The 15,800-nt window shown below is 49.7% G+C and carries 11 protein-coding genes, 1 other RNA gene and 1 pseudogene; 5 read left to right on the plus strand and 8 right to left on the minus strand.

Features of this window, described 5'->3' with window-relative positions:
* Positions 1-52: 52 nt before the first annotated feature.
* The 8 genes and pseudogenes from EP25_RS0104340 to EP25_RS0104375 form a co-directional block, all read right to left on the minus strand.
* Entirely contained in the window at positions 53-838 is a 786-nt protein-coding gene (locus EP25_RS0104340) for a sterol desaturase family protein (RefSeq protein WP_031432760.1), read from the minus strand.
* A gap of 583 nt (positions 839-1,421) precedes the next feature.
* On the minus strand, positions 1,422-3,104 hold the full coding sequence (cydC, locus tag EP25_RS0104345) for a thiol reductant ABC exporter subunit CydC (RefSeq protein ID WP_031432761.1): 1,683 nt from the start codon (positions 3,102-3,104) through the stop codon (positions 1,422-1,424).
* Positions 3,101-4,807 carry a thiol reductant ABC exporter subunit CydD gene (gene cydD, locus EP25_RS0104350; RefSeq protein WP_051906383.1) on the minus strand — a complete coding sequence of 569 codons (1,707 nt, stop codon included), beginning with the start codon at positions 4,805-4,807 and terminating at the stop codon, positions 3,101-3,103. Before cydD ends, cydC begins: the two co-directional genes overlap by 4 nt.
* Before the next feature lie 308 nt (positions 4,808-5,115).
* Positions 5,116-5,501: a transfer-messenger RNA gene (ssrA, locus tag EP25_RS22865) on the minus strand.
* Between the two features lie 133 nt (positions 5,502-5,634).
* The gene (fabB, locus tag EP25_RS0104355) at positions 5,635-6,855 is read right to left on the minus strand and encodes a beta-ketoacyl-ACP synthase I (protein WP_031432763.1); all 1,221 of its coding nucleotides are present in this window, start codon (positions 6,853-6,855) and stop codon (positions 5,635-5,637) included.
* Between the two features lie 11 nt (positions 6,856-6,866).
* Positions 6,867-7,382 (minus strand): 3-hydroxyacyl-[acyl-carrier-protein] dehydratase FabA, encoded by a 516-nt coding sequence (gene fabA, locus EP25_RS0104360; protein WP_031432764.1) that lies wholly within the window; start codon positions 7,380-7,382, stop codon positions 6,867-6,869.
* 105 nt (positions 7,383-7,487) lie between these two features.
* Positions 7,488-7,919: pseudogene (gene tnpA / locus EP25_RS0104370) on the minus strand (IS200/IS605 family transposase).
* 123 nt (positions 7,920-8,042) lie between these two features.
* A complete protein-coding gene (locus EP25_RS0104375) occupies positions 8,043-9,854 on the minus strand; it encodes a transglycosylase SLT domain-containing protein (RefSeq protein ID WP_235185838.1) in 1,812 nt (603 codons plus the stop codon).
* Positions 9,855-10,329: 475 nt separating this feature from the next.
* Here EP25_RS0104375 and EP25_RS0104380 point away from each other — a divergent pair, with 475 nt between their 5' ends.
* From EP25_RS0104380 to EP25_RS0104400, 5 genes are all read left to right on the plus strand, one after another.
* A complete protein-coding gene (locus tag EP25_RS0104380; protein WP_235185982.1) occupies positions 10,330-11,982 on the plus strand; it encodes an ABC transporter ATP-binding protein in 1,653 nt (550 codons plus the stop codon).
* Positions 11,983-12,816: a PHP domain-containing protein gene (locus EP25_RS0104385; RefSeq protein WP_031432767.1), complete on the plus strand. Its 834-nt coding sequence runs from the start codon at positions 11,983-11,985 to the stop codon at positions 12,814-12,816.
* Between the two features lie 97 nt (positions 12,817-12,913).
* Positions 12,914-14,347 (plus strand): glutamate--cysteine ligase family protein, encoded by a 1,434-nt coding sequence (locus EP25_RS0104390; RefSeq protein WP_031432768.1) that lies wholly within the window; start codon positions 12,914-12,916, stop codon positions 14,345-14,347.
* 1 nt (position 14,348) lies between these two features.
* The gene (locus EP25_RS0104395; protein ID WP_031432769.1) at positions 14,349-15,359 is read left to right on the plus strand and encodes a M14 family metallopeptidase; all 1,011 of its coding nucleotides are present in this window, start codon (positions 14,349-14,351) and stop codon (positions 15,357-15,359) included.
* Entirely contained in the window at positions 15,356-15,784 is a 429-nt protein-coding gene (locus EP25_RS0104400) for a YcgN family cysteine cluster protein (RefSeq protein WP_031432770.1), read from the plus strand. Before EP25_RS0104395 ends, EP25_RS0104400 begins: the two co-directional genes overlap by 4 nt.
* The last annotated feature ends 16 nt before the right edge of the window (positions 15,785-15,800 follow it).

The raw sequence follows: 15,800 nt of genomic DNA on the forward strand, positions 1-15,800 counted from the left end.
GGCTTCCCATCAGACGCTCAAAAGGCTTTGTATAGGCGTCGTTACAAAACAATTAGCGCGGAACGCTTTTAAAAGGCAACAGTAACAGTTTCACAAACCCTACCTGTTGTAGCGAGCGCAAAGAAGGCAAACCGATTTTCATGGTTGTTTGCGGTTGTTCCGGATCGGCCGTGTAGGTCTTGAACATGCGATCCCACAATGAAATGGAAAAACCGTAATTACTGTCGATTTCCTTACGCAGGGTCGAATGATGGATCCGGTGCATATCCGGCGTGATAATGAACCAACGCAAGACCTTGTCCCATTTAACCGGTATGTTGATATTACTGTGATTGAAAGTAGCGGCTCCGTTCAGGATGATCTCGAAAACGATCACGGCCATCGGCACCGCACCCAGCAGATAAACCCAGGCAACCTTATAAAACATCGATAACAGGATCTCCAGCGGATGAAAGCGAACGGCAGTGGTCGCATCGAACTCCAGATCGCTATGGTGCACTCGGTGCAAACGCCATAACAACGGCCACTTGTGGGTGATGATGTGTTGACAATAAATTGCGAAATCCAGCACCAGCAGAGTCAGCAGGAAAGATACCCACACTGGCACATTAATTAGGTTCAGTAGCCCCACCGACCGCTCCGTGGCGTCGAGGGCACTGAGATAAGCCAATCCGCCAACCGTCAAACGCATCATGGCCATGTTGAAAAAAGCCAATCCCAAATTCACCGGCCAACGCCGGTTACGAGTGACCGTTGTGCGTCTTGGGTTGAGCGCCTCCCAACTGATCATCAACAAAAAAACACCCGCGGCAATGCCTAAACGTACAAAACCTTCCAAACCAACCTCCAACTCTCGTTTATGATTTCATGCCAATAAGGCGTTTCTGAAATATCGATAAAATTGACTGGCATTTTATGAAAAGGATGTATAAAATAGCCAGCTCTTTCGGCTTGTATCGATAAATGAACGGCATACATCCGAAACACGGCAGTGCAAAAAGCACTTCTTACTGATCAGGTTGACATTCATGGCTTGATTAGAGTCATCTGCCCAGGTGGCGAAATTGGTAGACGCAAGGGACTTAAGCGAAAATGAGCACCTAGCCGGGAAACCGCTAGTGTGAATCCGCTCAAATTCAGGGAAACCTTAACACGTAATGGTGATGGCAATCCTGAGCCAAGCCTGATTTATTTCAGGAAGGTGCAGAGACTTGACGGGCGGGACCTCAGCACATCATGGTGGTGGTCAAGAGAAAGTCCAGCGCACGAACAACCTCGGTTGGCAACGAAAGCTGTAGTGTGACGAAAATCCCTCGGTGGCAACACCGTGCCGGTTCGATTCCGGCCCTGGGCACCATTCATGATTGCATCGCTCGCTCAAGGCGCTCTATTTGAATCGTTCGCTTTGCCATAACCGATGCTCATTGCTCGATCAACCTACCCGACTCCAGTCGATAAATCCGTTCGGTCAGCTGTAATCCGGCATTTCTATGCGTTACCATCACGACCGTTTTGTCCCGGCTGATTTCCTGCAGCGCCCGCAAGACTTCGGCTTCGGTCCCGGCATCCAGACCTTCGGTCGGCTCATCCAGGAGCAGCAACGGCGCGTTTTTTAAATACACTCTGGCCAAGGCAATACGCCTCGCCTCGCCGCCCGAGACCCGACTGCCCTGCTCGCCGACCAACGTATCGATACCCTCCGGCAATCTGGCCAACAACGCCGACAAACCTGCCAGCTTAATCGCCGCATTCAGCTCATCGTTGCCCGCTTTGGGCTTGCCCAACAACAAATTGTCGCGTATCGTCCCGGCGAATAATTGACTGCGTTGCGACAGCAAGGCGACCCGTGTATAGAGCCGCTCACTGCGTATCTTCCTGATATCGACATCCTGCAACAGGATTCTTCCTTGTTGCGGATCGAAGAAACGCAACATGAGATGCAATAAGGTCGATTTCCCCGTGCCGCTGGCCCCGATGATGGCAATCTTAGCGCCTGGTTCCAGGGTAAGATCTACGCCCCGCAATATCCAATCCCCCTCCTCCGCATAACGGAAACCGACTCCTTCTAAACGCCATTGATTACCGGCAGGCAATGGATTGTCGATTACCGGCTCCTCGATCGTCGGTTTGGTTTCCGCCAAGGACCTGATCCGGTGCGCGGCATTCTGCGTTTTACCCAACATTTGCATCGCCTGCGCCAACGGATTGATCCATTCGAACAAGGCCAGTGCGCAGAACAGCAATAACGCCATCACCGGCCCCGAACTCAAGCTATGTTGCTGTAACAAAACCCCGCCACCGAGCAAAAACAACAACAGCGTCGCTTGCGCCAACAGCAACGTCAACGCCGACGAAAGCGCCGACAGTTTATCGTTTCCTGATTGGGTCGCGAGCAATCGCTCGGAAACTGACAACAAATGATCTTTGAAACGGTTATAGGCTTGAAAAGCAAGCAGGTCGCCAACACCCTGCAACATTTCAACCTGGCGATATTTGAACTCGGCCATGAGTTCCGATTCCCGTACTGCCCCCTTCTTACCCAGGCGATTAAACAACCACGGCACGATAACGGCGCCAAACACCAGCATCAACACCAGACCGGCAGCCAACCATGTTGAATGCACGGCGACCAACAAAGTAACCGACAGCGAAGCCAGCAAAGCGATCGCCATCGGCGCCAACAGGCGCAAATACAAGGCATCCAACGCATCGATATCGCCGGTCATGCGTTGCAGCAAATCGCCGCTACGCCGCAATGCCAATTGACCAGGCGCCAATGGAATCATGCGAGCGAAGAACCAACCCCGAATCTCGGCCAACACGCGGAAGGTCGCTTCATGCGTAACCAACCTTTCGCCATAGCGAGCCAGGGTTCTGATAATGGCCAACGCCCGGATTTGCGCTGCTGGCTGCATGAAATTAAAACTCACCGCCACGCCGTCCGGCGCCAATGCCCCGGCAACCGCGGCGGCGCAAATGAACCAACCGGACAGGGCCAACAAGGCAATGGAAGCCAATGAGGTAAGCAGCGATATCATCACCCCACCGAGCAACCAATAGCGATACGGTTTAAATAAATGCAAAAAATACCAGAGATCCTTCATAGCAACACTCCGTCTTGCAAGCATAGCCGTTTATCCATGCGGGTGACGACCTCGGAATCATGACTTGCGATGATGACGGTCTTGTCCTTAAACAATCGTTCTATGCTATCCAACAAGCGCAGTTTTGTTGCCCGATCCAAATTGGCGGTGGGTTCATCCAGCAATACGATAGGGGCGTTTTTCAACAAGGCCCTGGCCAAGGCGATACGCTGAACCTGACCGCCGGACAAGCCGTAACCTTGCTCGCCAATGAGCGTGCCCAACCCCTGCGGCAAGGTTGAAGCGAATTCCATAACGCCGGCCGCTCGCGCGGCGGACTCAACCGCTTGCCAGGCAATTTCCGGGTCGAACAACCGAATATTATCGGCGATGCTGCCATGGAAAATCGCCGACCTTTGACCCAACCAGCTGATCTGTCTTGCGGCATGTTCCCGCGTTGCCCGGCCGCCATTGATCAAGACTTGGCCAGCGGACGGTTGTTCGAATCCCAACAATAAATTCAGTAAAGTGGATTTACCGGCCCCCGTCTCGCCGACCAAGGCTACTTTTTCGCCGCAGGCAACGCGTAAATCGATAGGACTCAATACCAACCGTCGTCCATAATATTTGCTGGCTCCGATCAGTTCCAGACAATAAGCAGATTCACGATAATTCGGCACTTCCTGGCCGCCGGCATTCCGATCCAATACCTGCAAAATATGATCGGCAGCACCCAAAGCCGCCGCACGATCATGGTAATTGGCCGCCAATTGCCGCAATGGTTGAAAAAACTCCGGCGCCAACAACAATGCGAACAAGGCCTGCTGCAAGGAAATATCGCTGGCCGGACCGAAATGAATCAACCCCAACAACCCCAAGCCGACATAAACGGCGACCAGCGCCACAGCCACGGCGCTGAAAAACTCCAATACCGCCGATGACAGAAAGGCAATGCGCAACACCGCCATCGTCTTGGTTTTGAATGAATCAGCCACGCGCCCGATTCGCTGCAATTCGTTGTCGGCCTGCCCGAACAGTTTTAACGTAGTCAAGCCTTGCAGCCTATCCAAAAAATAACCTCCCATCCAGGCCATTTCCTGAAATTGATTACGGCTGGCCGCCGCCGCGCCCATGCCGATCAAGGCCATGAACAATGGCACCAGCGGACCGGTTACGAGAAAAATCACGCCGACCACCCAATTGACAAGGAAAATGGCCAATAGGATCAAAACAGGTACGATGGCGGCGATCGTTTTCTGCGGAACATAGCGACTGAAATATTTTTCCACCGCTTCGCACTGCTCCAGTGTATTAGCAGCCAGTTGCCCACTGTGTTGGCGTTTAACAAATGCCGGCCCCAATTCACCAAGCCTAGTCAAAATTTCCTGCCGTATTTGCCTTTTAACCTGAACCGCCGCGGAAAACCCGCAAACTTGAGTGAAATAACTACACACACTCCGCAACAGCATGACAAGCGCCAGCCACGCCAGCTCCACGGTCAAGCCTTGCCAAGGACTCTGTTCGATGATGAACCGTTGCAGAATCAACGCCAATAACGCCGACTGGACAATAATCAACGCACCATGGGCACTGCCGGCCAAAACCGAAAGCGCCAGAGGACGTCGTACCGTTCTATGCAGGGATTTCAACCAGCGCGCGCAATGCCGCTCTCTTTCTTTAGTGGCGTCATAAACACTTTGGTTGATGGATTGATTTAATTTCACTAGTTAAGTGCTTTAGGAATCGGTAGACAGAATGAATATTCAGCGATAATAAGAACTTTAAACGTTTGATACAAATCAAATATTCACTTGTTTTCTTATGACCACTAATTTATTTGAACCAAGATTGTTTGACATATACCTTCGGCTTTTAGGCATAAAAAAACCAGCATTGCCGCTGGTTTCTGGACTTTCTTGGATTGTATTGGATTTATCGATTGAAATAGCGCCAACTCTAATTAATCAACGCCATTTTTCCGCCACTGATTGGCGTTTTTTACAAATAAATAACTATAAATCAATGAGTTAATTGGTGGAGGCGGCGGGAATTGAACCCGCGTCCGCAAGCACTCCGCCACAAGGTCTACATGCTTATCCCGCGCTTTTGATTTAATCGTTGACTACCCGTCGGGCCAGGAAGATCAACGACGATTTCGATTAAATTTAGCGCTTCGGACTCCGAACAAAATCCTAACGCGATCTTATGTGAGATGACCCCTGAACGCCCTTCCCGAAGGAATTGCTCTACACGCATAAGCACATGTAGTCAGAGGAGTGGTGCTGTTTTTAAGCAGCTAAAGCCACTGAGTAGTTTTCGTCGTTTGCGAATACTTTAAAGTCAGTAGGTTTTACGAGCTGTACTGTGCTCGGCATGCACTCGAGGTTTTGCTACCCACGTCGAAGCCAGGTCGCCCCCAAGATATGGTGTAATTATACTCAAATTACATATATATAAGACAATTAATTTTGGAAAAGTTCAATGTGAATTGCGTTATTCCAAAACATTCCTTCCTTAACCTTTCGACATCCTTTAAAGAACTTCCCTATCCTTAGCCGTTATATCTTTGAAAGATCAATGTCGCATTAGTTCCGCCAAAGCCAAAACTGTTGGACATAATGGTATTCAGCGTCACATTATCCCAGCGCTCGAGAACGATGGGCATTCCGGCGGCTTCCGGATCGAGCTCAGTAATATTGGCAGAAGCGCTGAGAAAGTTTTCTTCCATCATCAACAGCGAATAGATGGCCTCGTTCACGCCGGCCGCACCTAGTGCATGTCCGGTCAGCGATTTAGTCGAACTGACGGCAGGTACGTTGTCATTGCCGAACACCGTTCGCAAAGCTTCCAGCTCCTTCATGTCCCCTACCGGCGTACTGGTACCATGGGCATTGATATAATCGATTTTACCTTCGACAGTGGCCATCGCTTGTTGCATGCAACGCACCGCGCCTTCACCCGATGGCTGAACCATATCATAGCCATCGGAAGTTGCTCCGTATCCCACCAATTCGGCATAGATTTTAGCGCCACGCGCCTTGGCATGTTCCAACTCCTCGATAACCAGGACGCCACCACCGCCCGAAATTACGAAACCATCACGGGTTGCATCATAAGGCCTGGAAGCGGTTTCCGGGGTATCGTTATATTTCGAGGACAAGGCGCCCATCGCATCGAACAGCACCGACATGGACCAATGCACTTCTTCGCCGCCACCGGCAAATACGACATCCTGTTTCCCCATTTGAATCAGCTCCATGGCATGGCCGATACAGTGCGCACTGGTCGCACAGGCGGAACTGATACTGTAATTTACCCCTTTAATTTTATAAGGCGTGGCCAAACAGGCGGTATTGGTGCTGGACATGGTTCTAGGGACCATATAAGGCCCCACTCGTTTTACCCCTTTTGAACGCAAGGTATCGGCCGCCTCGACCAGATTGGAGGTGGAAGGACCACCCGACCCCATAACCAATCCTGTGCGAAAATTCGATACGTCATCATCTTCCAGGCCGGAGTCGTCAATCGCCTGTTGCATGGCGACATAATTGAAGGCCGCGCCATCACCCATGAAGCGCTTAATTTTACGGTCGATGAATTGATCCAGATCGATATTGATAGGACCACGAACATGGCTGCGAAACCCCAGTTCTTTGTAATCTTCGGCAAAAGCAATGCCCGAACGCCCATTTTTAAGAGCGTCAACTACTTCGTTTCGATTATTGCCGATACTGGAGACAATACCCAAGCCGGTTACGACAACTCTTTTCATTTTTTCAACCTTTAGAAATCTTTGGTAGAAGTAAACAAGCCAACTCGTAAGTCGGTCGCTTCATAAATCGGTTTTCCGTCCACTTCCATGACGCCATCTGCGATTCCCATCACTAGTTTGCGCATAATGACCCGTTTCAAGTCAATTTTGTAAGTAACCTTTTTTGCTGTAGGAAGTACTTGCCCGGTAAATTTAACCTCTCCACAACCCAAGGCGCGACCTTTGCCCGGGCCTCCCAGCCAACACAAATAAAAACCAATTAACTGCCACATGGCATCTAATCCAAGGCAGCCAGGCATGACGGGGTCGCCCTGAAAATGACAATCGAAGAACCATAAATCGGGATTAATATCGAGCTCAGCAATGATTTCGCCTTTACCGTATTTTCCGCCTTCGTCGGATATATGCGTGATTCGGTCCATCATCAACATATTCGGAAGGGGCAATTGCGCGTTTTCCGGCCCATACAATTCACCTCGACCGGACTTCAATAATTCTTCGCGCGTAAAACTATGCTGTTTCTCCATTAAAATTTACCTGGCTAATAATTCTACTAAACAACCACCCGCTCAAGCGGGTGGGTTCCAATAACGGACTGAAAGTCCGGATACGCGTCGACTAAACGACGCGTCTTAGTCGGGCTCCATCTTGAAATTATCGTTTGGATTAGGTTCAAAGTGATGCTCCAAATATTGCTTTATCATCTCATCAGTCATTTGCCCCACTGTGGCGCAAAAATAACCGCGGGCTCAAAAATGTCGACCCCAATATCGCTTTTTCAAGTGCGGGAACTCTTCGAACAGATAGCTCGAAGTTCGTCCCTTGATTCGCCTCATGATTTCGCTTGGGGCCATAGTCGGCGGCGCACTCACCAAAATGTGCACATGATCTTTGCTCACGACACCTTTGATAATCCGTATCTCAAAGGCTTCGCATGTCTGCCGCACCAAGTCTCTCACTCGTTCGGCTATTTCATCCTTCAGCACTTTATAACGATACTTCGTAACCCAAACAAAATGATACTCAATTTGGTAAACCGTATGGCTGCCGTATCTATAGTCCATCGCCACCTCCTTGGGCAAATTATCGCAGCTAAAGCTGACCGGCTAAAGCCGGTGGTTTAAACCTTATGATGGATAATTAATCCCCTATTATCTAACAGACGTCGGAAAAAATCAGCCCTAATTTTAGCCCGGCAAGATATCCCGCATAAAATCCTTAATTTTAAGCACGTTTCGCTGTAACCGCTGTTGGTAGATTAAGGCGTAAGTAAGCACCGCCGAGACATAGGCCCGTGTTTCCCTAAATGGAATCGTCTCAATCCAGATGTCGGCGGCAATGGCGCGATCCTCGGGTAACCAGCGTTTAACCCGATGAGGACCGGCGTTATAGGCTGCGGCGGCCAAGGCATAATTGCCATCGAACTGTTCCAATAACTTCTTGTAATAGAATGTACCGTATTTGACGTTGACGTCAGGATCGTACAGACTCCTCACACTGCGCCATTTTTCCTTCAGTTCGCGAGCGATTTGCCGGCCGGTTTTAGGCATGATTTGCATTAATCCTCTTGCCCCTACCGGCGATCTTGCATCTTGCTTGAATGCGCTTTCCCGCCGAATCAAACCAAAAACGATGGCGGGATCCAATTCCTGCCGCTCGGCATTGAGCTTTACTTGATCGGAATATTTGATCGGAAAGCGCAAACTCATATCGTCCCAATATTTTGCCCTGGCGATGGTGAAGATGGCCTCTTGGTTCCATTGCCATTTTTCAGCCAATTTCGCGGCGACCAATATGTCATTGGTTTCTAGCCTAGAAACCGCGTACCACCACTGCCTCTTGGCCTCTTCATTACGCCCTATTGCCCTAAACTCGGCCACCATACGAAAATCATCACGTTGTTCCAGCTTATCAATTTCCTCAGCCGAAATTGGAACGGGGCGATGATTAATCTGAATTTTGTGATCCAATTTATACGCCGACAAAAACCCGTAAAAACTTCTGTCCTCGGACAATTGGGTAAACAGCTTGTTGGCTTGTTCTTGATTACCGAACTCCTCGTAGGATCTTGCCAGCCAATAGCGCCAGGGAATATCGCGCTTTTCCTGTTCGTTCAGTTTCTTCAGGGATTTTTCCACATGCTGCCAATTCTGTTCCCGCAGTGCCGTTCTGATTTGCCACTCGCGAACCTCTTTATCGGATTTATTCAATTTATCAAGCCGAGCGTAAGCCTGCTTATCGCGCCTGAATGCCAAGCCCAACGCCAAACGCCTTTCAATCTGTTCCGCCCGATGTTGTGGGATAATGTATTGATCTTTATACCGGTCCCATATTTCGGCCGCCGTGGCCGAGTTGCCTCTAGCGATACGATCCACGGCATGAGCGAATATCAAACCCGCCTGGCTGCCCCCCTGACTCCAGTTGGTGCCATTACTGACTAATTGCGGATTACGATGGACTTTCAACCATAATTCAGCGACATCCCTATCCTTGGTGGACATTAAGCTTTCAATATAGGAGGCCAGTTGCACCTTGTCATTACCTAGCGCCGCTTGAAATCGCTGCCAAAGCATATCGCGAGTAAAATATTTTGATTTAATAAGGCGATTGAATAATGAATCGCAGTTGGACGGTTGCGAATGGCCAACGACCCAGAGTTTTCTGGCCGCTTTCAATGCCGTGGTTTTTTGTCCGGCATTATACTTGGCCCAATGATAATCGCATTGCAATTCAGCACTGCTAGAACTCCGGTAATGCTTAATCAATGCTTTCCAGTTTTTATTCTTGGCCAATTGTCGCAGCCATCGGTTTTGCAACAAACCGGCGTAACGCGTCGTTCGATATTTTAAAATAAAGCTTTCTATCTCTTCATTATGATCGAGATGGGTTTTTAGCCACTGATAGCGTAAATAGGGATATAACGGATAATCCCTCAGTTGCTCGGCCAATTGTTGATATTCGCTATTTTTGTGTAAACGAATATACTTTTCCGCTTGCAAGAATTTTTCTCTCGATTCAGACAAGGAAGCCGCTGAAGCTAACGTTATACCTTCCATTAAGCAAAAACAGCAGAGAATTATCAGTCGAAGTGTGTCAAACATCAGAAATGGGTCTGATAAAATGTGAATGAGTGAACTAAACTAAACGGTAGTATAAGTTTGCGTGATCTGCAATGCCTTCCTTCTCGACCGAGAAATAAGAGTGTTGTTCCCCAACAAACCACAAGATTTTATCGAAAGAACAATGCCGATAGAACGCAAAACTAATTTTCCAAAACGCTGCTCCGACAGTTATAATTGATCAGATTTAAGCAATCGCCACATTCTCGACGTGACTCGTTCTCGCTCATCACAAGCGCGCCATTATTCATGGAACTATATTTATAAAATAGCACTGGAACACAAAAAGGAACTGTTTTCGGCTCATGTCATCGCCATATTAGCCACGATTGCCAGTGTGCCGGTCCCCCTTTTGATGCCGCTGCTAGTGGACGAAGTGCTGTTAGAAAAACCCGGGGTAACCGTCGCATTCATTAATCGTTTTATTCCCGCCGATTGGCAACAGCCGCTGACTTACATCGGTATCATCCTAATCGTCAGCCTGCTGATGAGATTGTTCGCACTAATCCTCAATATCATTCAAACCCGCCAGTTTTCACTGGTCGCCAAGGATGTCATTTTTCGTATCCGCCGCAACCTAATCAACCATCTACAGAGTATTTCCATGTCGGAATACGAAAGCCTGGGTAGTGGAACGGTTGTCACCCATTTGGTCACCGATCTCGACACCATCGATACGTTTATCGGCTCGACAATCAGTAAACTGTTGATCGCGTGTCTGACTGTCATCGGTACGGCAATTATCTTGTTATGGATGCACTGGCAATTAGGCTTATTCATTTTGTTTCTAAACCCGGTAGTTATTTATTTCGCCAAGGTCGTCGGCTCCCGCATCAAGGATTTGAAGGCCAGGGAAAACCGGGCATATGGCCTATTCCAGCAGGCCTTGACCGAAACATTGGAAGCCATTCACCAAATCCGTGCTAGCAATCGTGAAAAACACTATTGCCAACGCCTGATAGATTCCGCCCTGACGGTAAAAAATCATTCGACAGCCTTTGCCTGGAAAAGCGATGCCGCCGGCCGCCTCAGCTTTCTGGTCTTCTTGTTCGGTTTCGACATTTTCAGGGCGACGGCGATGTTCATGGTGCTCTATTCGGACTTAACCATTGGCCAAATGCTGGCGGTGTTCGGCTATCTTTGGTTCATGATGGCACCGGTTCAGGAAATCTTGGGCATTCAGCATGCCTATTATGCCGCCAAAGCCGCGCTGCATAGAGTCAACAATTTAAACCAGTTACGGCAAGAACCGCATTATCCTCATCTTGACAACCCGTTTCTGCACAGCAACACAGTCAGCGTCAGAATCGAGGACTTGCATTTCAGTTACAAAGACGAGCCGGTGCTGAATGGCATTCATCTCAACATCAAAAAAGGCGAAAAAGTTGCACTGGTCGGAGCCAGCGGCGGAGGCAAATCGACTTTGGCGCAAACCTTGATCGGACTGTACCCCCCCAATCGGGGTAAAATTTATTTCGACAATGTTCCGATTGAGCGGATCGGCATGGAAGTCGTCCGCGAACATGTCGCCACCGTATTGCAACACCCTGCACTGTTTAACGATACGATCAGGGCCAATCTGACGTTGGGCCGCGATATTCCGGACCAGGATTTATGGCAAGCCTTGGAAATCGCGCAATTAAAAACCGCCATCTCTGCCTTAGATCAAGGCCTGGATACTATCGTCGGCTTACACGGCATGCGCCTGTCGGGCGGACAACGGCAACGCCTGGCAATTGCGCGTATGATCGTCAGCAACCCCAAGGTGGTGATCCTGGATGAAGCAACATCGGCCCTGGACACGGACACCGAACATCAAGTCCATAGCGCCTTGGCCGACTTTCTTCATGACAAGACCACCATCATCATCGCCCACCGCTTAAGCGCCGTTAAGCAGGCCAATCATGTCTATGTCTTCGAAGAAGGCCGTATTTGCGAGCAAGGCAAGCATGCAACTTTGATTCAACAAAACGGTCTTTATGCCAAACTCTATGGAGAGTACCAATAAATCATGGAAAAATACGATCTACACTGCCACTCTACCGCTTCGGACGGCGCCTTGTCGCCTAAAAAGTTGGTGCTCAGAGCCCGCGAACAAGGCGTTACCGTTCTGGCCTTGACCGACCACGATACCATCGACGGACTCGATGAAGCGCAACAAACCGCTACGGAACTCGGCATCCGTTTCATCTCCGGCATTGAATTATCGACCACTTGGGAAAACAAATGTTTTCATGTCGTGGGTTTAGACATAGATCCTTGCCACCCCGCCCTACTCGACGGTATTCGAACCCAACAGGGTATTCGCGCGGAACGGGCCAGAAAAATCGCCTGGAAGCTAGAGAAAAAACGCATCCCCGGCGCCTACGAGGCCGTCAAGGCAGCTGCCGGGACGGGCATGATCACCCGCTCGCATTTCGCCGATTTTCTGGTCACCAATCATTTTGTCGACAGCCAGCAGCACGCATTCGATAAATATCTGGGCCGGGGGAAACCGGCCTACGTCGCCACCGTTTGGGCGGACCTACAACAGGCCATCGACTGGATCAAAACTAGCGGCGGCATTGCCGTGTTGGCGCACCCTTTGCGTTATAACCTGAGCGGAAATTGGATGACTCGCGCCTTGACGGCGTTCAAGAATGCCGGCGGCCAAGGCATGGAGGTCGTGACCGGACGCAGCTCGGTCGATGACATACAACGTAGCCATTTCCTGGCGCAAAAGTTCCAATTATTTGCATCACAAGGTTCCGATTTTCATACGCCCAAAGATCCTTGGGTAGAACTGGGGCGCCTGGCCGAACTCCCTTATGGCAGCCGCCCGGTCTGGGATCTGTTCGATTAATCCTCTTCAAGCCTAGAAAATGATCTTCAGAAGGTTTGCCAGCCGCCGATAATTCCGGTAGATTGCCAACAGCTATGTAACTATCGCGGGCCGCAACATGGGTCAAGAAATCTCATTTTCGAGTTTCGAGCAAGGAGATTTTGATCGTTATTATCAAAAACTTCAGCAGGAAACCGCATTACTCGAGCGGATCATGGAGAAAAACGGTTTCTCCACACGTTCTCCGGTAGCCGGCTTTGAAATTGAAGCCTGGATAGTAGATCGACATTTTCGTCCCTCACCGATCAACGCCCAATTCTTAAAGACGCTCGACCATCCCTTGGCATTCGAGGAATTGGCAAAGTTCAACATTGAATTGAACAGCACCCCCACGCCCTTGGCCGGCAATGTCTTCAGCCGCTTACAAAAACAGCTCCAAACCACTTGGGATAGCGCCTCGCGACATGCCGAGTCGATGCAAAACAGGTTGCTGATGATTGGTATTTTACCCACATTGCGGCAAAGCGATCTGACCCTAAAAAACATGTCGGACCTTAATCGCTACCGCGCCTTGAACGAGCAAATCCTGCAATCACGGGGCAAACCGTTACACCTGGACATTAACGGCAATGAACACCTGAAGCTCGACCACCACGATGTGATGCTGGAGTCGGCCACGACCTCTTTCCAGATACATATTCAGGTACCATTAACCGTCGCCCATCATTTCTACAATGCCTCGATTATCGCCTCGGCCGCGATCGTTGCCATTTGCGCCAACGCGCCCTATTTATTCGGCAAGGATTTATGGCACGAATCGCGCATTCCCTTGTTCGAACAAGCAATCGAAACCGGCGGCTATGCGGGCGCCTCGCAAGGGCCGGTCAGGCGCGTCAGTTTCGGTACCGATTATGCCCGAAAATCCATTTTTGAATGCTTTAACGAAAATCTACAGCATTTTCCAATTTTATTGCCGGAAAAATTGGACACAGTTCCTGAAGCCTTTGCCCATTTGAAATTGCATAACGGCACCATCTGGCGCTGGAACCGGCCGTTGATCGGATTCGACGACGACGGTACCCCGCATATTAGAATCGAACACCGCACTCCGGCGTCCGGGCCGACGGTCATCGACTCGATCGCCAACGCCGCTTTTTATTACGGACTGGCAAAAAACCTCTGCGATGAAATTATGGAAAAAGGCCCGCCCATACCTTTTTCCCAAGCCAAGGATAATTTTTATCAAGCCGCCCGGCATGGTATCGATGCCCATATCAATTGGATCGGCGGTGAAAAAATACGCTTGCACACCCTTATTCAAAAAGAGCTGATCAAGCGCGCGGTGCTGGGACTGGCATCGCTCGGGGTCAGTCGCTGTGATAGTGAGGATTATCTCGATATAATGATGCAAAGACTCAATAACAAACAAACCGGTTGCCAATGGCAACGGCAGTTTATTCAAGAACAAGGTAAGAACTTTAAGCTAATGACTGAAACGTATCTGCACAACCAACAATCCGGCAAACCAGTCAGCGAATGGAGTATTGCCTGATATGTCGAGATTGCGGCAATTGGATTATCTACCCGAAGGCATTTTAACGGCATCGGCGAAATCCCTGTGGAAAATCGTCCCCGAACCGACCCTGATTCACTTACAGGGCCAACAACGAGACCCTTTGTTTATCTCGGTTTTGTTACACGGTAACGAACCCACCGGCTTACTCGCCTTGCAAGAGTTGTTGAAAAAATACAAGGATTCGCCGCTACCGCGTTCGCTGTCTATCTTTCTCGGCAACACGCAAGCCGCCAAACACGGCTTACGCCGTTTGCAACGCCAACCCGACTTTAACCGCGTGTGGCCGGGCACGGAAATGGAGGAATGCGAAGAAACCCGAGTGATGCGGGAAATCGTCGATGTCATGAAACACCGTCGAGTATTCGCCAGCGTCGATGTGCACAATAATACCGGACTGAATCCCCATTATGCCTGTATTAACAAATTGGATAACCGCTATTTGCAATTGGCTTCGTTGTTCGGACACTTGATCGTCTACTTTACCCGTCCCAAGGGCGTGCAATCGATGGCTTTTGCCGAGTTATGTCCCGCCGTCACGTTGGAATGCGGCCGCCCCGGACAGCAGCATGGAATCGAACATGCTTTCGATTTTCTAAATACTTGCCTTCATTTACAGGAAATCAGCGACCATCCGATAGCCGAACGCAATATCGATCTCTTTCATACCGTGGCCCAGGTCAAAACCCGCGAAGAGATCGAATTCAGCTTCGAACAGCAAGACTGCGACTTATTACTGGACAAAGACCTGGAAAAAATGAATTTCACCGAACTCGCTCCCGGCACCCTCTTCGGCACCGTCAACCACAATGGTCAAATGCCGGTTATTGCCCAGGACGAACAGGGCAACATCGTGACCGAGCATTTTTTTGAAATCAATAACAATGAGTTACTGATGAAACGTCGAACCATGCCTTCCATGTTAACCTTGGATGAAAGAGTCATCCGCCAGGACTGTCTCTGCTATTTAATGGAAAGGTTGTCGATATGAGATTTTGGGAGCAAAAAACACTGGCCGAAATGACCACCGAGGAATGGGAGTCATTATGTGACAATTGCGGAAAATGCTGCCTAAATAAATTGGAGGACGAAGACACTGGCGACATTTATTTCACCAGCGTGGCATGCGACCTAATCGATCTGGACAGCTGCCGCTGCACCCGCTACGACGACCGCTGCCGGCTCGTGCCGGACTGTCTGGATCTTAAGCAGCACGACTTCACCGAATATACGTGGTTGCCGTCGACTTGCGCCTATCGCTTACTGGCGGACGGCCACCCTTTACCGGACTGGCATCCGTTAATCAGCGGCACGCATGAGTCGGTCAAAGACGCCGGCGCCGCGATCAGCAGTTATGCCATGAAAGAATCCGAAGTGGATAATCTGGAGGATCATATTATCGAGTGGCTGGATTGACCCTTCCAGCCAAATA

The organism is Methylomarinum vadi (genome assembly GCF_000733935.1).
Classification (GTDB): domain Bacteria; phylum Pseudomonadota; class Gammaproteobacteria; order Methylococcales; family Methylomonadaceae; genus Methylomarinum; species Methylomarinum vadi.

Excerpts from the sequence above, each read along its gene's own strand:
- fabA (WP_031432764.1), bottom strand. The coding sequence starts at position 7,382 with ATGGAGAAACAGCATAGTTTTACGCGCGAAGAATTATTGAAGTCCGGT.
- EP25_RS0104395 (WP_031432769.1), top strand. The coding sequence starts at position 14,349 with ATGTCGAGATTGCGGCAATTGGATTATCTACCCGAAGGCATTTTAACG.
- fabB (WP_031432763.1), bottom strand. The coding sequence starts at position 6,855 with ATGAAAAGAGTTGTCGTAACCGGCTTGGGTATTGTCTCCAGTATCGGC.
- cydC (WP_031432761.1), bottom strand. The coding sequence starts at position 3,104 with ATGAAGGATCTCTGGTATTTTTTGCATTTATTTAAACCGTATCGCTAT.
- EP25_RS0104380 (WP_235185982.1), top strand. The coding sequence starts at position 10,330 with ATGCCGCTGCTAGTGGACGAAGTGCTGTTAGAAAAACCCGGGGTAACC.
- EP25_RS0104390 (WP_031432768.1), top strand. The coding sequence starts at position 12,914 with ATGGGTCAAGAAATCTCATTTTCGAGTTTCGAGCAAGGAGATTTTGAT.
- EP25_RS0104400 (WP_031432770.1), top strand. The coding sequence starts at position 15,356 with ATGAGATTTTGGGAGCAAAAAACACTGGCCGAAATGACCACCGAGGAA.